The organism is Pontibacter burrus, assembly GCF_010686685.1.
Taxonomy (GTDB): Bacteria; Bacteroidota; Bacteroidia; order Cytophagales; family Hymenobacteraceae; genus Pontibacter; species Pontibacter burrus.
Genome location: NZ_JAAGWD010000001.1, coordinates 89,767 through 106,398, shown reverse-complemented (window position 1 = coordinate 106,398; position 16,632 = coordinate 89,767). Strand labels below are relative to the sequence as shown.

At 53.2% G+C, this 16,632-nt stretch carries 22 protein-coding genes; 18 read left to right on the top strand and 4 right to left on the bottom strand.

Annotated elements, in window-relative coordinates:
• The first annotated feature begins 4 nt into the window (after window positions 1–4).
• The 10 genes from GXP69_RS00560 (at window position 5) to GXP69_RS00515 (ending at window position 7,343) form a co-directional block, all read left to right on the top strand.
• Complete coding sequence (locus GXP69_RS00560) at window positions 5–175, top strand: hypothetical protein (RefSeq protein WP_163910936.1); 171 nt, start codon at window positions 5–7, stop codon at window positions 173–175.
• Entirely contained in the window at window positions 172–555 is a 384-nt protein-coding gene (locus tag GXP69_RS00555) for a hypothetical protein (RefSeq protein WP_163910933.1), read from the top strand. The genes GXP69_RS00560 and GXP69_RS00555 overlap by 4 nt, the downstream gene beginning before the upstream one ends.
• Window positions 552–1,202 carry a hypothetical protein gene (locus GXP69_RS00550; RefSeq protein WP_163910930.1) on the top strand — a complete coding sequence of 217 codons (651 nt, stop codon included), beginning with the start codon at window positions 552–554 and terminating at the stop codon, window positions 1,200–1,202. The genes GXP69_RS00555 and GXP69_RS00550 overlap by 4 nt, the downstream gene beginning before the upstream one ends.
• A complete protein-coding gene (locus GXP69_RS00545) occupies window positions 1,202–1,921 on the top strand; it encodes a hypothetical protein (protein ID WP_163910927.1) in 720 nt (239 codons plus the stop codon). Before GXP69_RS00550 ends, GXP69_RS00545 begins: the two co-directional genes overlap by 1 nt.
• Complete coding sequence (locus GXP69_RS00540) at window positions 1,918–2,718, top strand: YncE family protein (RefSeq protein ID WP_163910925.1); 801 nt, start codon at window positions 1,918–1,920, stop codon at window positions 2,716–2,718. Before GXP69_RS00545 ends, GXP69_RS00540 begins: the two co-directional genes overlap by 4 nt.
• Before the next feature lie 2 nt (window positions 2,719–2,720).
• Window positions 2,721–3,227, top strand: coding sequence for a hypothetical protein (locus tag GXP69_RS00535; RefSeq protein ID WP_163910922.1), 507 nt, complete (start codon window positions 2,721–2,723; stop codon window positions 3,225–3,227).
• A complete protein-coding gene (locus GXP69_RS00530; protein ID WP_163910919.1) occupies window positions 3,196–3,672 on the top strand; it encodes a hypothetical protein in 477 nt (158 codons plus the stop codon). The genes GXP69_RS00535 and GXP69_RS00530 overlap by 32 nt, the downstream gene beginning before the upstream one ends.
• Window positions 3,673–4,056: 384 nt before the next feature.
• Window positions 4,057–4,683, top strand: coding sequence for a hypothetical protein (locus GXP69_RS00525; protein WP_163910916.1), 627 nt, complete (start codon window positions 4,057–4,059; stop codon window positions 4,681–4,683).
• Window positions 4,683–6,647 (top strand): hypothetical protein, encoded by a 1,965-nt coding sequence (locus tag GXP69_RS00520; protein WP_163910913.1) that lies wholly within the window; start codon window positions 4,683–4,685, stop codon window positions 6,645–6,647. Before GXP69_RS00525 ends, GXP69_RS00520 begins: the two co-directional genes overlap by 1 nt.
• A 150-nt stretch (window positions 6,648–6,797) precedes the next feature.
• A complete protein-coding gene (locus GXP69_RS00515; protein WP_163910910.1) occupies window positions 6,798–7,343 on the top strand; it encodes a hypothetical protein in 546 nt (181 codons plus the stop codon).
• 35 nt (window positions 7,344–7,378) lie between these two features.
• Here the strand turns inward: GXP69_RS00515 and GXP69_RS00510 are convergent, their stop codons facing one another.
• Genes GXP69_RS00510 through GXP69_RS00495 form a run of 4 tightly spaced genes read right to left on the bottom strand, consistent with a single transcriptional unit; the run spans window position 7,379 to window position 10,802 of the window.
• Complete coding sequence (locus GXP69_RS00510) at window positions 7,379–10,165, bottom strand: coiled-coil domain-containing protein (RefSeq protein WP_163910907.1); 2,787 nt, start codon at window positions 10,163–10,165, stop codon at window positions 7,379–7,381.
• 56 nt (window positions 10,166–10,221) lie between these two features.
• Complete coding sequence (locus GXP69_RS00505) at window positions 10,222–10,404, bottom strand: hypothetical protein (protein WP_163910905.1); 183 nt, start codon at window positions 10,402–10,404, stop codon at window positions 10,222–10,224.
• Entirely contained in the window at window positions 10,388–10,579 is a 192-nt protein-coding gene (locus GXP69_RS00500; protein WP_163910902.1) for a hypothetical protein, read from the bottom strand. The genes GXP69_RS00505 and GXP69_RS00500 overlap by 17 nt, the downstream gene beginning before the upstream one ends.
• The gene (locus tag GXP69_RS00495) at window positions 10,572–10,802 is read right to left on the bottom strand and encodes a toxin-antitoxin system HicB family antitoxin (protein WP_163910899.1); all 231 of its coding nucleotides are present in this window, start codon (window positions 10,800–10,802) and stop codon (window positions 10,572–10,574) included. Before GXP69_RS00495 ends, GXP69_RS00500 begins: the two co-directional genes overlap by 8 nt.
• A 101-nt stretch (window positions 10,803–10,903) precedes the next feature.
• On the opposite strand from GXP69_RS00495, the gene GXP69_RS00490 reads away from it, so the two are divergent.
• From GXP69_RS00490 to GXP69_RS00455, 8 genes are all read left to right on the top strand, one after another.
• Window positions 10,904–12,151, top strand: a complete 1,248-nt coding sequence (locus GXP69_RS00490) for a head maturation protease, ClpP-related (protein ID WP_163910897.1) — start codon at window positions 10,904–10,906, stop codon at window positions 12,149–12,151.
• A 15-nt stretch (window positions 12,152–12,166) separates the two neighbouring features.
• On the top strand, window positions 12,167–13,180 hold the full coding sequence (locus GXP69_RS00485; RefSeq protein ID WP_163910894.1) for a hypothetical protein: 1,014 nt from the start codon (window positions 12,167–12,169) through the stop codon (window positions 13,178–13,180).
• Window positions 13,181–13,199: 19 nt separating this feature from the next.
• Complete coding sequence (locus GXP69_RS00480; protein ID WP_163910891.1) at window positions 13,200–13,781, top strand: hypothetical protein; 582 nt, start codon at window positions 13,200–13,202, stop codon at window positions 13,779–13,781.
• Between the two features lie 74 nt (window positions 13,782–13,855).
• Window positions 13,856–14,320 (top strand): hypothetical protein, encoded by a 465-nt coding sequence (locus GXP69_RS00475; protein ID WP_163910888.1) that lies wholly within the window; start codon window positions 13,856–13,858, stop codon window positions 14,318–14,320.
• 24 nt (window positions 14,321–14,344) lie between these two features.
• The gene (locus GXP69_RS00470) at window positions 14,345–15,769 is read left to right on the top strand and encodes a hypothetical protein (RefSeq protein WP_163910886.1); all 1,425 of its coding nucleotides are present in this window, start codon (window positions 14,345–14,347) and stop codon (window positions 15,767–15,769) included.
• A gap of 1 nt (window position 15,770) precedes the next feature.
• A complete protein-coding gene (locus GXP69_RS00465; RefSeq protein WP_163910883.1) occupies window positions 15,771–16,247 on the top strand; it encodes a hypothetical protein in 477 nt (158 codons plus the stop codon).
• Window positions 16,247–16,444, top strand: coding sequence for a hypothetical protein (locus GXP69_RS00460; RefSeq protein ID WP_163910881.1), 198 nt, complete (start codon window positions 16,247–16,249; stop codon window positions 16,442–16,444). The genes GXP69_RS00465 and GXP69_RS00460 overlap by 1 nt, the downstream gene beginning before the upstream one ends.
• Window positions 16,441–16,632, top strand: a complete 192-nt coding sequence (locus tag GXP69_RS00455; RefSeq protein ID WP_163910877.1) for a hypothetical protein — start codon at window positions 16,441–16,443, stop codon at window positions 16,630–16,632. Before GXP69_RS00460 ends, GXP69_RS00455 begins: the two co-directional genes overlap by 4 nt.

Below are 16,632 nucleotides of genomic sequence, written 5' to 3'. Positions count from 1 at the left end.
AAGTATGAAAGCCAAAGCAATAAGCACCAAAAGCCTTAAAGTAGGGGATATGGTACAGGGCGCGCAAGGACTAGTAGAAGTATCGGAAATACTTGACGAAACCCGCATCCGGATAAAAGGCAATAGCAGCAGCTTTATTTACGGGATCTGTTTTTTGCCAATTAAGCAGCAATGACCATCGAAGAAAGACCAGCCACTTACGCAGCCGTGGGCGGGCGTTTCCCTAATCCGGTGGTGTACCGCATCGCAACGGCTTCTTCCTACGTGAAGGCTACACTCTACCGCGAAGATGGCACGCAGCTCTCGGAACTGAAAGCCAGCACCCGCGAAGGTATTGCCACGCTCGATGTGAGCAGCTTTCTGCGGGCACAGATGCAGCTCACGATACCAGCAGGTACCGAACTGGTAGAGCCTGCGGAAGGCTCGTCTGTGGCCTACTACTGCACCTTTGAAGATGCGGAAGGCACAGTGCTGGATGACAGTGTGAACGTGCGGTTTGCGGTGGCGGCAGCGCTGCCGGTGGGCACCTCAGACTATTCAGGCTACACGATTTGAGCGCCCTGTTTGCCACCGATCTGCAGCGCCCGGTGCTGCGTGAAGGCTACCCGCTAAGTTTGGCTATTGCCATCTCGCAGCAGGTAAGCCAGCCGCTGTACTTTGAGCGGGTGTACCTGGATGCAGCCGGTTCGCTTTTGGCTATACGCGCGACGCTGATCGTTGGCCGTGGCTTGCTGCTCTTAACCGAAACAGGGCCGTTGCCGGTTGGCACCGCGACGATACAAGCCTGTGTGCGCAACGAGCACCGGGCCACCGAAGCAGACCCTGTGCCGGTTGTTATAACACCGGCTGCCGAAGCAGTACGCTTTGCTACGGACATGGAGCGTCCGGTGTTAGTGGATGGCTATCCGGTGCAGCTAAGCCTCAACATCGGGGCCACATTGCAGACCATCTACCTGGAGCGCGAATACCGCGACTCGCTGGGTAATGTGCTGGGCATCCGCTCGGATGTGGTAGCAGACCGCCAGCAGCTCACAGGCTTTAACGTGCACGTGCCGGAGCCGATGGCAGGGACGCGCTATATTAACCTGTGCCTGACCAACCAGTACCGCGACACCTTAGATGAGCTGGCAGACGGCATCTACTGGATAGATAGTGACGGCAGTTTTGTAAGTGATTTTGATAACGCATTGATAATCGAATAATGGCTATAGAGAAAAAACAGGTACACCAGTTTGTGCACAAACCCGAAGCTGCTGATGCCGATCAGCTGCCATTTCGTGATGGCACGTCAGGCAAGCTGAGTTATAAGACCTTTCAGGAGCTGCAGTTGTGGCTACAAAGCAAAGGGGGCGGTTCTGATTTCTACTTTGGCACCTGGAGAGCTGGAGCGTTCAAAGCCGGTTGGATAGCGATCTCTTTGGATGGTAATAAGTTTTGGCAATGCCTGACAGATCATGAGTCCGCTGCAGAGCCGGTGGCAGATGATGCCAATTGGAAGTTGGTGTTTGAGGATACGGCTGGTGGCAGCTCCATTACAGTTGATGCTGAACTAAGCGCTACCAGTACCAATCCTGTTCAGAATAAAGTGGTGAAGGAAGCACTGGATAAACTCAAGCCCACCGCGCTGACTCCGTTTGCGGCCACCAACACCTTTGACGCGAACAAAGTGATGAAGCTGGGCGGCACCGGCGATGCCTTTTCGGCCAACCATGTGCTCAACCATGCGGCAAGCGGTAATCTGCTCGATACCACCTTAACGGTGCTGGTAACGGGCAACGGCACCAACACCGTGAGTGTAGGGAGTGGCTGGCTGAATGAGAACGGCGGCGCTTTTGATGCAACGAGTGGCAAGAAGAACGTGATCCGCCTGCACTACATTGACGCGAATAATAAGTTCTACACCATAACACAACCGGTATGATAGGAGGGTATTATCAATCGGTGCTGAAGAAACAGACACCCGTTGGGTTTGGCGCGCAAATCATACACACTTTCCCTTCAGGGGGAGATTATCGCGGATTAGAATATATCGGTGAGGTGTTGGTTGCGGTAGATACTACAGGCAAGCTGCACCGCTATGATGTAAACACGCGGCAAGCACTGGACGTGATTTCGGTTGGCGGCGCCCCGCACTGGGTAAAAATGTTGGGAGATGAGCTTTGTATTGGCAATTATGCTTCTGCTGCGAAGGTAAGCGTGTTGCATCCTGCTACGTTTGCGGTGACGCGGCAGTTTGGGAGCGTTAATTTTTCTCAGGATGCCGTGTATAGGACAGGACGATACTATATAGCCTCCAATTTCAACCCCTATGGTGCACGGGTATACGACGCAGCTGGAGTGCTTACAGCCGATCTAAATCAGTCAAACACCTCTCAGACAACTTGCCTCTCCATAGTGGGAGATACCATCTACTTCAGCATAGGTCCCTTGTTTTTGCCCTATCATATTCCAACAGGACAGTTTGGAAATTCCCTGACTTTTTTTAACAAAGGAGGCGGCATCTATGGTGTGCAAGGGCGGCATGCCTGGGGGGTAAATGGACTGATCCTCTTTGCCATGCGCGGCGTCAACCCGGGGTTGAAACTATTTTCAGCCAACCGGGTGCTGCTCGATGAAAAGGTGAGCGAGCCGATGTTCGGCGTGATATTTAGAGGAAAAGAATTTTACGCCCTTTCCCAAGCAGGGAATCTTTACAAAGTTACCATACGCTACGCATAATTATGGCACAAGAGCAATTTACCAGAACCAATGCCCAAGGTGAGGCAAAGCACTACACCGCCCAGTTCGGCAAAGACGAACAGGGCAACTGGCTGCCCATTCAATTAATTCCACAGGAAGCGGATAGCTTTTCAGGGCAGCAGCGCAAGCTCACCTTTAAATCGCTGCACGTGGAAAGCGACCGGGAGGGTAATATCACTATTAGAACTGAATTCTACGACGACCAGTTTACCCCGACCGGGTTATTGTCGCCTTCCTTTAGTAGAGTGATAAGTGAGAACACAAGGGGCGATGAAGCGCAGTTCTTCTTTGACCAGTTAAGGTCGCAACTGGAAAAGAACATCTTAAACATCCTGGCAGCGGGCGGGGCTTACGAAGGGAGCGGCTTTTTAGGCCACCCGCACAACCGCTTTTTTGATGCACAAGGCAACCGCAATGCTTTAGAGGATGTGAACGCCCTGCCAACTTATGACTATCATGGAACAACCGAGAATCCTGCTGATCTCTAACTACTGGGAGTGGAATTTCTTATCAGTGCTGAGCCTGCTGATCCGCATGCTGACCTACGGCCCCAACCACGCCGCTATTTTAGTAGATGGCAAGGTGCAGGAGCTGGTAGGCTCGGGCTATAAAGAGACAGACTTTGAGCAGTGGAAAGCCATGAAAAGAAGGCAGGTAAAAGTCTATGAACCGCTTGTGCCCTTAGTAGACGTGCCGGTGCACGGGGGCTATGGCTTTTTAGACCTGCTACAGTTCGGGCTGCACATTGTCCGAAGAAAGTGGCTCTTGATCGGCCATGACTGGAACGGCAAAGACGGTGTTAGATTATGGCCGGGCTTGTTCTGCTCCGAGTACGTGGGGCTGTGCTTAGGGCGCAAAGATGCCCATTTACTGGCCCCTGCGGACCTGGAAAAATTACCGGAATTACGCTACGTGGAAACCTTTACAACCTGATCGGATGAACCCTTTCCTCTACACCCTGCGCCGCCTGCTCACGGCCCCTGCCCTGCCCCAGGTGTGGGTCTGGGAAAGCCATATGTATAATGCTATAGTTAAAACCCTATGGTCATGATAAAGCTAAAAGAAACCTTCACCCCCCAGGGCGGCAACCTGTACCGCCGCCAGCGCTGGGATTACAACACGAGCTCAGGCGAGGTGGACTACAGCGACGTGTCGGGCCTGGCCTTTGCCGAAGGCTTTGCGCCGGAAGACTACAGCCGCCCCGCCTCAGATCGCTTTCACTTCACCTGTTCGGGAACGACTGAAACCGGCTACTACCACGATGGCACTGGCGGCTTTACCACGCAACAGAAAGCCAACTCGGCAGACTGCGGCTACGTGTTGCCGGACGGCACCTACCTGCGCGATGACTGCAACGGCACTACGCGGCAACAGGTTGTGGCAAACGGCAGTGGCGGCGAACGCTGGGGGGCGGTGATCGAAGTGAACAGCACGCTTTGCGGCTACGTCGTGCGCGGCTGCATGGATCCGGAAGCCCAGAACTACAACCCGGACGCGGTGCAGGATGACGGTAGTTGCACCTATGCGCCCAAAGCCTTTACCGAAGTAAAGGTGATTGACGTGCTGCCCTGCGCAGATGGCGTGTGCCTGCGCTGGTACAACAGTTTGGGCGGCATCGACACCTGGCACTTTACGGGCAAGGTGGACAAACCCTTCACTTCGGAAGCCAGTGGCGAGTATACCCTTGCCAATGGCCTGAAAGCCGCCGCCTCCAAAGCAGGCAACCCGGGCATGGTGCTGCGTACCAGTGGCCTGAACTATAACCGTTACACGGCCCTGTGGCAGCTCTATACGTCGCCTAAAGTCTGGATACACCATCCGGATGGGAGCACAGAGGAAGTGTACGTGCAGCCGGCGAACCTGGCCCCGATGCCGTTGGGTAGAACGAGCTATGACCTGGTGGTGGAAGTAGTGAAAGCACCGCTAAACACGCTGAGAAACTGATGGAACTCTACTTGAACGGCGAGAAAGCCGACCTGGCACCCGACACGGTGTTTGCGGTGACGGTGCAATCCAACGACATCACGCGGCCCGATACGGTGCAGAGCTCGTATTCCAACACGCTCACGCTGCCTTATACCGAGCGCAACCACCGCCTGACCGGCAATGCCCGGCAGGTGAGCAGCCTCTCGCCCGTGCCTTACCGGGTGCTGGAGGCGCAGGCCCTGCACGATGGGGTGGAAGTGTTGCCTTTGCCCAAAGCCTACCTGCTGGGTGCGGGAGCCGAGGGCTACGAGGTGGACCTGTTTTCGGGTGCGGTGGATTTGTTTGAACGCCTGGGCGATAAGAGCATCCGCGACCTGGATTTGAGTAGGTTTGACCATGCGTGGGATTTTGAACAGGTAGTGGCTGGAGCTTCTAGCTGGAGAACACCTGAGCACGGTTATATCTACGCGCCTTACGATACGGGTAAGCCGTTTGATGCTGCTTCGGCATGGGCAGAGGATCTGTTCCCGAGTGTGTTTACCCGCACTGTGTTCGAGCAGATACTGCAGGAGGCCGGGGTAAACTATAACGGTATCCCGGATGAGCTGTGGGATAAACTGGTGTTGCCTTTTTCTAACGAAAAGCCACTGCATACAGAAGACTGGATAAATGCCCGCATTGTTGAAATGGACACGAGGCTAAACAACACCGCAGCTATCCCGGTGCATGATCCGGGAGTGTTGAACGTAACAGTAGAAGTAGATGCGGCTTTTATCTCAGAAGCGCAGGCTTCTTCTATCGGGGTATACCTCAGAAGGAATGGAGTATGGTTGGATGTGCAGGAAGTGCCGGTTACTACACTGGGGCTTACAAAGTTAAATGCCAGGTTTAAGATACACCCAACAATGGATCTGGCTGGACTGGAAGTGTGGACGATTCGTACCAACCTCATACCAGCAGGAGGCGACACGGTGGGTAATTCAACTTACAACTATTACACCATTACATCTAAATATGAGCAGGAGGCTTATTTTAACACTGAATGGAATACGGCCTTGAATCTGCCGGATATCAAACAAAAGGATCTCATTAAAGCCATCCGCGCTCTGTTTGATTTAATAGTGCACTTTGACTCCTATAGCAACACGCTGACCTTTACCCCTTTTAACAAGCTGGAAGAAAATAAGGTGCTCGCCTATGATTGGACGGATAAATTAGTGTATAACGGGGTTGTACCAGTTCAATACAAGTTCGGTGAGTTTGCACAAAAGAGCTGGTTTCGCTACAAAAAAGATGAGCTAGGAGGGGACGGTGATCACTTTTTAACTGTAGACAATACGCAACTTGAACAGGAAAAGAACATTGTAGAGCTGCCTTTTGCAGCGTCAGAAGAAACAAACGGGGGTATCCGTATTCCTTTTTACAGCAGGAAGGAACTTACACCAAGCAACTACGATGTTGCCACTGATACTATTACCACCCGTAACAGCTTAAGCCTGAATGATAAAGATAAAGTATGGGTTAAGAATGCATCGGGGGATGCAGACGTGCCGAGAGGATGGGGACTATATGAGTACGTAAAAGACAGAGCGCCGCAGCCTGATGGATGGGTGCTGCTGGAGCAAGAATTTTATTACTACGATACGAAGAAAGTAGAGCCACGCATGGCCGTGCTAGGGGAGCAGGCAGAGGTAAGCATTTGGAAGACTAAAAGCTATGCGATTATCCGCACCACCTGTAAACTACAGTTTAACCCTATTTCGTTTCAAACCCTGCTACCCACCCGCTATAAGGCGCTGCAGGGCGTGCTGGACAAGGCTAAGGGCATCACGCCGCGGCTGCTGCTCGATGTAACCGATGTGGCCGGCTATGACCCAAGCATTCCAATCTGGCTGGAAGAGCACCAAAGCTATTTTTACCTGAACCAAATATCAGAGTTCACCGGCCAGGGCCCGACCGAGTGCCAGCTGTGGCGCTTGTAAAGCATACCCGCCTGTTATGTTCCATCATAAACCCAAGGGATAAAGGGCCTGGGGAGGCGGGAAGAAAGAAGCCACTCTGTTACGGGGTGGTTTTTCTTTTTGCACCCTATATAGAAATTTACGTATACTTACGGCAAAAACCCTTTCCACATGAAAACATTACTCTCCCTGCTGCTTGCCTTTTTGCCGGTCCTGGCCCTTGCCCAGGAGCTGCCGCGCATTGATAACAAGATCGTCTACAGTGAAGTGGTGCCGGTGGAAGGGGCACAAGCGGAACTATATGCCAGAGCTGTCAAAGCAATAACACCTTCGGCTAAGGAAGTGATAAAACAGGAAAGCAATGCAGTTGCCTGGCAGGACAGCAAGCAACTGATGGTTGCAACCAATACTACCCGGCTTGCGCTACAACTTAAGTATAGTGTGATTCTCCAACAGAAAGATGGGCGCTATATGTATTCGATAACCGATTTCCTTATTGAGGAGAAAAGAATTAAAGGCTTGGTTCCCCTGGAAGAATCTACCTTTATGCAACCCGTGCCAGAAAAACATTACTTCCCGAACGGTAATTTAAAACCGTTGGGACTGGCACACCAGAACCTAAGCACGGCCCATAAAGAAGCAATAGAGAAGGCTGTTACAGATGAAATACAACGCATTAAAATGATAATGGGCACACCAACAAGTGCCGACTGGTAATACAAAAGGCTCTCGATTATGAGAGCCTTTTGTATTTAGGGGTTGACAATGTTCATCTTGGCCGTATGCTTGCTATCTGCAGAGCGGATATCCTGAATCGCAGCCTGCACCTTGAACCGGCTCATCGCCTGGGCTAACTGGTTGTAGTCTAAGTTGAGCGCTGTGTGCTGCCCGCCCAGCCATTGCCGGGTAGAGGGTGGTTGCACGTAGCCCCCGGTGGCATAGCCGCGCAGACGCTGTTGTTCCAGCGAGGCTACCAGCGAAGGATTGCTGTTAACCATCCACTTGGGGAGCACATATTCGCCTGCGTGCACGATGCCGGCTGGCTTGTGCCCTGAGCTATCAGGGGCACCGTACCCATCACCTGTATAGCCGCCTTCTGCAAAGTATTTACCCCCGCCATCTTTGGAAATAGAATTACTGATAGCAGCTTTGGCTACCGATGCAGCTGTTTTTATGAGCGCTACGAGCGCCAATGCCTTTGCTACGCCGGCAACACCTGCGGTTGCAATACTTTCAGGACTGGCAATTGCACCAACTGTAGCTTGACCAACACTTGCCGCCACCTGCATTTGCAGCGCTTGTGATACCGTGTCAATAAGAAGATTCAGTACCCCTTGCGAAAACTGCTCAATCGCAAAACCTTGTTCGGTCAGGGAGTTGGCAAACATATCACCCATGGCGTTCAGGAAGCTGTCTGCCATTTCCAGCTCCTGCAACTGGCGTTCAATACGTTTGGCGTGGGCGTTAGCATCGGCTTCTTCAGCTTTCTCTACTGCCTTGATCTGTTTGTCAGCCAGGTATTCGGCCAGTGCAGCGCGCTTCTCAACCAGCACCTTATCCATTCCTTCCACTGCCCCGGCGTGTTTCTCCATTAGCAGGATCTCGCTTTGCATGCGCGTTAGGGTCAGTTGCTCCTGCTGGCGCTCATATTCTGCAGCAGAAAGCAAGCCTTGTGCCCGTTGCTGTTTCAGTGCCAGTTGTTGCTTGCCGAATCCGATAGCAAGCACCTGTTGCGCCTTGGTGAGCCTGGCCTGCGCTGTGCGGGTTTCTTCTTCCAGCTCCTTTTTGCGCTGGTTTTCCCGGAACTCGTCCCGCAGCTGCGCTTCTTCTGCCAGGTACTTTTCCTTAATCACCTTGATCTGGGCCTGTGTCAGGTCTTCGGCAAGTAGCTCCTGCTGTTGTTTCTTAGCTAAGAGTTGCAGACGCAGTTCCAGCAGGTCCTCTTCCGAGTTGAGGCTGCTTTGGGTGCGCACCTCCAGCAGGGCGGCTTCGGCTTCGAGTTGTTTGCGCGTAGCCTCCAGCTGCTTTTGCTGGGCCTGTTTGCGCAGGTCGTTTAACTTGTTCTGCAGCTCGGTCGACTTGCCTAAACTCTCGGCCTCGATCTTGGCAAGCTCGGCCTGCGCTTCGGCCAGTTTGTCGTGATCCGCGTTGAGGTTGTTGGTCAGCTTCTGCTCGGCAATCAGGTTGGCGATCTTGTCGCGCTGCAGCTGCAGTTGTTTGCCGCGCAGTTCCTCTTCCTTGGCAAAGGCTTTGCGGGCCGCTTCCATGCGCTCGGCTTCGCTCTTGGTGGCATCTTCGGCCAGCATCTTGTTGCGCTCAATAAAGGCATTGGCCTGCTCACGCTCCACGTTCAGCGCTCTTTCAGCCCTTTCTATGCGCTGAGTTTCCCGCTCCACATCAGCTGCAGCCCGTGCCACATCGGCCAGTTCCTTGGCAAAGGCCTTGGCTTTGGCAGAGGCGTCGGTAATGCCCGTGGCGACCTGCGTAATGCCATCCTGCAGCTTGGTAAAGTCGCCTGACTTTACAGCCTCCCAGATCACCAGGAAACCTTTTAAGCGGTTGATCACGTTCTGCAGGATCTCGTTGCCCAGCTTCTTTAAAAAGTCGCCCAGGTTGTTGACATCCTTGAACCAGGCAATGGTTGCTTCGCCTACAGCGGAGAGTTTATCCAGCAGGAACCCCATCACTTTACTAAAAGCGGCGGTATAGCGGCTTACCGTATCAATTCCCTTCTGCGTTCTGGTCAGGAAAGAAATGAGCCCGCCCAACAGGAGCAGCACCGCACCGATACCCGTAGCAGCCAGTGCCAGCTTGAGTAGCTTCAGGGCGCTTACCTTGCCGATAATAGCTGCTTTTGAAATGTTGGTGGCCGCTGTGCTGGCCGTAGTGGCTGCGGTGGTGCCGGCTTCGGCAGCTGTTTTGGCATTGGTGGCAGCTTCGGCAGCGAGCTTGGCTTTCACTTCTTCTTTCAGTGCCGCAATACCATCGGTGATCAGGCCTTTCAGTTCGTCGTAGCCTTTTTTGCTCAGGTCAATGGCCTGCTGCAACTTGCCGGAACCATCCACGGCTTCGAGCATGGACTGCGAGTAGTTGCCCACGTTGCGGCGCGTATCGCCCACCGAGGCTTCCAGCTCCTTCAGCTTATCGCTTACGTCCTTGGTAGCCTTTTGCAGCTTGCCGCCGATCTCGGCGTTGTTACGCTCTTCCTCCGATAGCTCATTCCACTGGGTAGTCAGGCTTGCCAGCTGGGCGCGCAGCTGGTTGATGGAACCTACTGCTGCCTGATCTGCCTTGCGTTGGGTGTCAATAGCCTTGATCTGCAGATTCTGCTGGGTGGTCAGCTCTTTGAGCCGGGCTTTTAAGGCGACCTGCTGGGCTACCTGTTCATCGGTGGCGCTGCCAGCCTCTTTGATGGCTTTGGCAAGGGCGGCCTGGGCATCGCGGGCGGCGTTGATCTCCTTTTGGTAGGAGACGATTTTCTTTTGGGCTTCTGCTTCATCAATGCGGATGCGCAGCAGCACTTCGTTTTTCTCACTCATGTAAGTTGTGTTAAGGATAAGGGCAGTTTAAAGGTGAGTGAGAGGGGGTGGGAGAGTTAAGGGCCTTCTGCTATTTCGTCGTCATACAACAGCAGACATACCATAAACACCACCATAGCAGTACCGAAGATTTTCAGCCAAAAGGTTGTGTCTCCCCATAGGGAAAGAATGATGGTTGCTGCCATTATAAGCATACAGAAAAACCCGATAACAGCGATAATCTTATGTAGTAACTTCATCTGTCTTCTGCTTTACCAGTTCCTGCATTTGCTTGATCTCCACAACGGTACTGCCCAGCAGGCCCGCTGCCTTCTCGTCGGTGGGGTTGTTCTTGACCAGGTAGCTTGCCAGCGCATAAGCTTCCATGCACAGCTGCTTGAGGTCTTTCGAGGCGGGAGCGGTGAGGTTAGCCATGACGCACCGGGGTTTTACTACGGGGTAACAGCTTCTCTACACTTACCACCGCTTCCATGCGCATCTCCTTACGGGCAATAGCATACAGAAACGGACGCAGGAAGGCGTTCAGGGTTTGACCCTGCTCACGGGCACGTTCCGAGAGTTCGCGCTCCAGCTGGGGGAGCAGGCGAATCTGCACGCGCGGCTCTTTGGGCTTGCAGGCATTGTTGTCAGACATCATATAACAAGGGCTAAAAGTTTTGGAGTGGTAACCGCTCCGATAATAGTAAATATACTAAATCGTAAAATAACAATATAGTAAATTTACTAAAACTTTTAGCGATGGCAAAACACGTTCACATCCCTGTAATCGGGCAGATAGGAGAGTACGAAGATGAGTTCGGCTGGATCATGCCGGGCTTCACTGCGCAGCAACTGGACTGGTTTACGGGCTATGATGTGAACGGCCACTGGACTTATAACACGGAGATCGAGCACATCACGCTGCACATCGACTCTCCGGGTGGTGACGTGTACGAAGGCTACGCCATCTACAACAAACTGCTGCGCTTCCGAGAGCAGGGCATCACGGTAGAAGTGCATGTGGAGGGGCTGTGTGCCAGTGTTGCCACTATCATAGCATTGGCGGCTTCACCGGGCAAGCTGAAAATGCGCGAGGCGTCGGAGTGGATGACCCATAAGCCGATGATACCGGAGGTGCGCATGGCTAATTCCGATGAACTGCGCGAGTTAGCTGATTCACTGGAGAGCTTAAATAGTACCTTTTTCAACCTCTACGCCCGCAAAACCGGCAAAACGGTCGACGAGATAAAGGAGCTGTTAAAGACAGATTCTTACATGAGCGCCGAAGAGGCCAAGGCTTACGGCTTTGTGGACGAGATCATCACAGGCCCGCTGCCGGAAGCGATCCAGACCGAGATAGAAGGCAAGGTGAAAGCCGTGGCCTTCTATAACCCCAAACGCAACCCAATTCCCAACAATAAAATGGCTATTACAAAAGAAGAGAAAAGTCTGTTCTCCAAGTTCAAGGCTTGGCTGAAAGACGAGGGGAAACAAGCCCCTAAACCACAGGCAAAGAAGCCGACCCCAAAGCCAAAGGCTGAAGCGGAAGAAGAAGAGGATGCACCGGAAGTGAACCAGACCGAAACTGCTGATGGCGCGATCATCTACCATGAAGGCGAGCTGGAGCAGGGCACGGAAGTATTTGCCGATGCCGAATTATCAGAAGCCCTGGAAGATGGCGAGTACGAGTTGGCAGACGAACGCACGATTGAAGTCGTGGACGGTGCCGTGGCTAACATCACCGAGGCCGAAGAAGGGGAAGAAGAAGAGGCTCCGGAAGCTGTGGCAACCAAGAAGCCGACCCCGAAGGCGAAAGCAAAAGCTTCACAGGCAGCCCGCATTCTGGCGCTGGAAAACGAACTGGCTGAATTGAAGCAGACTGTTCCTGGTTCTGGCAAAGGCGGCAAGAAAGGTGCACAGAGCTTCGTTGAGACGCCTGAGAAAAAAGTAAACGCCAACAACCCGCTGAGCATCGCGGCAAGCAACGCAAGTAAGAAACGTAACTAATTCCCCATAAATAAGATGGCAATTTTAACTACCAATGTAACGTATGGGGGCAAAACCCCAACCGAAGCACCAGGCGGTGGCGACCTAAAGGCAAGCCTGATCCTGGCCGCTATCCTGGCTGCACCAAGCTTTACAGCTTTGGGTTATGACCTGCGCGATGATATTCAGACAAAGGAAACGATGTATGAATTAATCCCGGCAGACAAGGTAACCAAGAAAAAAACAACCTGTGGCTGGAATCCATCCGGTTCGTTTGGCAACATCATCGACCGCGAAATCGCGGTAACAGAGCTGGCAATCGAAATGGAGCAGTGCGCCAACGATTTTGATGGTAAGATTCTGCAACTGGTTAGAAAAAAAGGATTTGACCGTTACGACCTGACTGGTACACAAATGGAGGAAATCCTGCGTGAGATCGCCCAGCCGATCATTTCGCGCGACATGCACCGTATCATTTCACTGGGTAATACTGCATCTTCAGATCCAGATTACAACCAGTTGGATGGCAAGTGGATAAAGATCATGGCAGGTGTTGCTGAAGGTTCAATTAAAAAAACAGCCACATTGACCGCCTCTGGTGCCTTGGCCGCTGGTGCAGCGAGAACAGCACTGGATGCTGTGCACTTTGATGCACCGATCGAATTGAAAACATTCGAAGAGTCACAGAAGATCAAGGTGGTTACCCGCTCGGTGTATGACAACTACCTGAAAAGCTTTGCTTCCAACGCGGAGCTGGAAAGCTCAATGGTGGTATTACAGAACGGCTTAAAGACTGTAAGTCACTGGGGTATTCCGGTAGTGTGCGAGGACATTGTGGACATCTACGTAAACGCTGACCTAGAGGGAGTTAACCCGCACCGCATCTACTATACTACCCTGAACAACATCACGGTAGGTACGGATCTGGAGTCTGACTTCTCAGAGGTGGATTTCTGGTATGAGAAGAAAGAGCAGATGAACCTGATGCGCGCGAACTACAAGTTAGGCGTATCCCTTGGTTTCGGTAACCTGTTCTCTGTAGCATACTAACAGAAAGGAGACCTGAATCATGGAATGTGCACCACTGACAGGGGCTACTAATCTAACCCCAGACTGCTCCGGCCTCTATAAACGAGGCGGAGCGGATAAAACCTTCTATCTGCTGGCAATTTCACAGATAGCAGGCTACACGATTGATCCGACCACCAAAGAACTGTCTGGCATCACCTTAAAGCCAGGTGAGAAAGCCATCAAGTTCTCCGGGCGCAAGCTGAAGAACTCGGTAAAGGCAGGCATAGCGCAGGGCGAAAACGGCCCGACCTATCCGCACGGCGGCAAGTTTGCTGCTTACTACAGCACGCAGCTGGAGAAGGAAACCATCGAAACTGTTGCCAAGGCGCAGGACCTGGTACTCATTGCACCGCTTAACAGCGGGCATTTTGAGGCACACGGCCTGCTGGACACGTTCGGTCTGGCGGATGGTCTAAGCCTGTCAGCTCCGGAAATAGAGTCTGTCCAGTACGACGACACCACAGCGCTGATGCTAGATTTTGCAGGAAGCAGCGGCAAGATGCCAATCTACTGCAAGTTCGGTGAAGACCGTGCAGCAAACTTTGCCTACCTGGAAGCGCTGCTAACCCCGGCTGCATAAGTATTCATAGTTTAGTTTAAAGGTGAGACGGGGCCGCTGCCGGGAGTGGCAGGCGGCCCTTTCCTTTTCAAGTGATGCAACAGGACGAACTACTCAAGCGGGTAACCACGTTTCTCGCTACCCCAAAAGAAGACCGCTCTTTATCCGAGCTGACCCTACTCTACAACACCATCACCGGCAGGCAGTCGGATTGCACCAGCTGCTATTACCTGGCGAAGGTGCAGGAACTGATGGCTTACCGAAACAACCCAGAACGCTATGCCGGGCGCATCCAACAGGCACAACTGATCATGGAACAAAACACCACCACCAACTACCGCTTTTCCAAAAAGGCTACCAGCAACCTGATTATCCTGGTAGATGCCAACGGCCAGACCATCAAGGTTACACCGGAAACGCTGACCGATGAACGCGCAGAGCTGGTGCTCAAGCACAAAGCCTTTGCCCATAATATCGAGCGCATACCAGCTCCGAAAGAAAAAAAGGAAACGACAAAGGCTGCGCCGAAGGCAAAGAAAGCAGAAGCAAAAACAGAATAACAATCACACAATCAGAGGCAACAGGTGAAAGGTAAGAGAATCAAGGCGAAAGTAGTGAAGGCGCGTGCGGGGGCTCAGGCTTCCGCACAACCTGCTGCTAGCGGCAAACCGCAGGAGAAAGGCACCGCCAAGGTGATCGACTACGGCAAAGACAACAAGCTGCCGCAGGAGATCATGCAGGCGTTCCTGGCTTCTCCCACGGCCCGCCGTTGCTGGCGCAGGCTCAAGAAGTTCATTCAGGCTGACGGCTTTGCTGACCGCACCGCTGCGGCCATGCGCGTAAACCCGGAGCAGACGGCTGATGATCTGTTGCCGCTGCTCAGCTGGGACACCGCGCCCGGCTTTGGCTTTGCCCTGCGCATCAAGTATACCCTGGATGGCTCCAACCGCGAAGCCTATTACGTGCCCTTTCAGACAGTGCGCAAGCTCGATGATGGCCGCTTTCTGGTCAACCCGAACCTGGGCACCATCGCCTACAAAGCCGAAGACGATGAGATCCTCGACGCATTCGACGACAGCCCGGAAGGCATCGCGCGTTCCCTGGCGCAGGAAGACAAGGAAGGCGACCCGCAGCCGGGGCAGATTCTGTATGTGTACGAAGAGAACGGCGCCCATCCGTATTATCCGGAGCCGGACGCCTGGGCTGCCAAGGAAGACATCCTGTCGGACAAAGAGATTCAGCGTGCCGATTACAACGCCATCCGCAAACGGGTAAAGCCGAATGCGGCCATGGCCTTCCCCTACGAAATTGACGACACCACCGCAGACGAAGACGGCAAAACCGACTGGGATCACGTGGAAGAACAGGTACGCCACCTGACCGACGAAGACGGAGAAGGGGATATGGTGGTGTTTGACGGGCTGGATGGCAACGTGCCGCAGATCATCTCCATGGATGCCATGAAGCCGACGCTCTCGATGGACCAGAAGTCTGAATCTATCCGCAAGCGCATCTGCATTGCCTTTGGCGTGCATCCTGCCCTGATCGGCTTAGATACCGCCGGGCAACTAGGCAACACGCAGCAACTGCTAAACCTGATCCAGCTCATGCAGCAGGACGTGCTCGACGCACAGGGAGCCATTCAGCGCACCTTCAAGCGCCTTTGGCCGGCTTTTGACTGGACACTCACGAGCCTGAACCTGATCAAGGCTATGCCGGAGCAGGCCTGGCAGGCTTTGACTGAGGAAGAGCGCCGGGATTTCTTAGGGCGTCCTAAGCTCGATACCGAGCAAACCTCGGAAGGGCAGAAGACCCTGAACGCCTTAAACTCGCTTTCCCCGCTGGTAGCCAACAAGGTACTGGAAAGCATGACCACCAACCAGATCCTGGCATTGGTGGGCCTGCCGGAAGTGGAAGGCGGCGATCAAACAACAGCCAAGAAAGAAGAAACCGAGCAGGCCACGGCCCTTGCCAAGCTCAAAAAGTGGGCAGCCAAGCTAAAAGTATAGTATGAAGACCTTAACCTTAGACGACTTCCTGGCTTATGTGCCGGTGTCCAAGAACCTGCCCTTAAAAGACCTGAAGCCCTATATCGAGCGCGCCCTGCTGATGGATGTTACGCCGATGCTGGGCGAACTGGCCGGGCGCCTGTTGCTGGCAGATGCACCGGAAGACACCCCTTTTACCGCAGAGGAAGTGCAGGCCCGCAAGTGTATTGATGCGGTGTGGGTGCACAATGCCTTTATCCGCTTTCTGCCCATCCACGGCATTGCCATTGATGCGGCAGGGCTGACCAAGACCCGCGATTCGCAGGGAGCGGCAGAGCATGCTTCCCCGCAGGAACGACAAGCGCTCATTGCCTCCTACCGCTCTAGTTTGAATTACTGGGAAGGGGAGCTGGGCAAGGCCTTAAAAAAATTAAACGGCACCGGCAGGCCGGTCAAGAAACGCCGCATCGGCTTACGGGTCGTGGGAGGGAAGAACTAATGCTGAAAGAATACATCCAATGCGGCGTGCTGGCGATGACGTCGGTAAAGCTGGCCGAAATCCTGCATTTCCTCCCTACTCCGGAGACAGCGGCACAGGCCGCCGTGCTGGCGCTCGTGTCCGGCTTTATCGGAGCCGGGGGCAAATGGCTCTTTGAGCAGATACGGAAGCTGGTACAAAAAAAGACAAGCAAATGAAAAAGCTGATCGCCTGGGCCAGGCGCAACCCGAAACTGGCACTGGTCACCATTGCCGCCTCACTGGCACCGCTGGCCCTGATTGTAAACTATACCTTGCTGATCACTGGCATCATTACAGCCGAAGAGTTTACGGCGCTGAATGATAACCTGATCAGCTTTTTTAAAGCCCTTATATTCTTAGCATAA

What these genes read in the sequence shown, in the direction of transcription:
- GXP69_RS00480 (WP_163910891.1), top strand. Translation starts at nt 13,200, where the DNA reads ATGGAATGTGCACCACTGACAGGGGCTACTAATCTAACCCCAGACTGC.
- GXP69_RS00555 (WP_163910933.1), top strand. Translation starts at nt 172, where the DNA reads ATGACCATCGAAGAAAGACCAGCCACTTACGCAGCCGTGGGCGGGCGT.
- GXP69_RS00540 (WP_163910925.1), top strand. Translation starts at nt 1,918, where the DNA reads ATGATAGGAGGGTATTATCAATCGGTGCTGAAGAAACAGACACCCGTT.
- GXP69_RS00490 (WP_163910897.1), top strand. Translation starts at nt 10,904, where the DNA reads ATGGCAAAACACGTTCACATCCCTGTAATCGGGCAGATAGGAGAGTAC.
- GXP69_RS00520 (WP_163910913.1), top strand. Translation starts at nt 4,683, where the DNA reads ATGGAACTCTACTTGAACGGCGAGAAAGCCGACCTGGCACCCGACACG.
- GXP69_RS00515 (WP_163910910.1), top strand. Translation starts at nt 6,798, where the DNA reads ATGAAAACATTACTCTCCCTGCTGCTTGCCTTTTTGCCGGTCCTGGCC.
- GXP69_RS00560 (WP_163910936.1), top strand. Translation starts at nt 5, where the DNA reads ATGAAAGCCAAAGCAATAAGCACCAAAAGCCTTAAAGTAGGGGATATG.
- GXP69_RS00535 (WP_163910922.1), top strand. Translation starts at nt 2,721, where the DNA reads ATGGCACAAGAGCAATTTACCAGAACCAATGCCCAAGGTGAGGCAAAG.
- GXP69_RS00485 (WP_163910894.1), top strand. Translation starts at nt 12,167, where the DNA reads ATGGCAATTTTAACTACCAATGTAACGTATGGGGGCAAAACCCCAACC.
- GXP69_RS00545 (WP_163910927.1), top strand. Translation starts at nt 1,202, where the DNA reads ATGGCTATAGAGAAAAAACAGGTACACCAGTTTGTGCACAAACCCGAA.
- GXP69_RS00500 (WP_163910902.1), bottom strand. Translation starts at nt 10,579, where the DNA reads ATGGCTAACCTCACCGCTCCCGCCTCGAAAGACCTCAAGCAGCTGTGC.
- GXP69_RS00495 (WP_163910899.1), bottom strand. Translation starts at nt 10,802, where the DNA reads ATGATGTCTGACAACAATGCCTGCAAGCCCAAAGAGCCGCGCGTGCAG.
- GXP69_RS00510 (WP_163910907.1), bottom strand. Translation starts at nt 10,165, where the DNA reads ATGAGTGAGAAAAACGAAGTGCTGCTGCGCATCCGCATTGATGAAGCA.
- GXP69_RS00530 (WP_163910919.1), top strand. Translation starts at nt 3,196, where the DNA reads ATGGAACAACCGAGAATCCTGCTGATCTCTAACTACTGGGAGTGGAAT.
- GXP69_RS00460 (WP_163910881.1), top strand. Translation starts at nt 16,247, where the DNA reads ATGCTGAAAGAATACATCCAATGCGGCGTGCTGGCGATGACGTCGGTA.
- GXP69_RS00505 (WP_163910905.1), bottom strand. Translation starts at nt 10,404, where the DNA reads ATGAAGTTACTACATAAGATTATCGCTGTTATCGGGTTTTTCTGTATG.
- GXP69_RS00465 (WP_163910883.1), top strand. Translation starts at nt 15,771, where the DNA reads ATGAAGACCTTAACCTTAGACGACTTCCTGGCTTATGTGCCGGTGTCC.
- GXP69_RS00475 (WP_163910888.1), top strand. Translation starts at nt 13,856, where the DNA reads ATGCAACAGGACGAACTACTCAAGCGGGTAACCACGTTTCTCGCTACC.
- GXP69_RS00455 (WP_163910877.1), top strand. Translation starts at nt 16,441, where the DNA reads ATGAAAAAGCTGATCGCCTGGGCCAGGCGCAACCCGAAACTGGCACTG.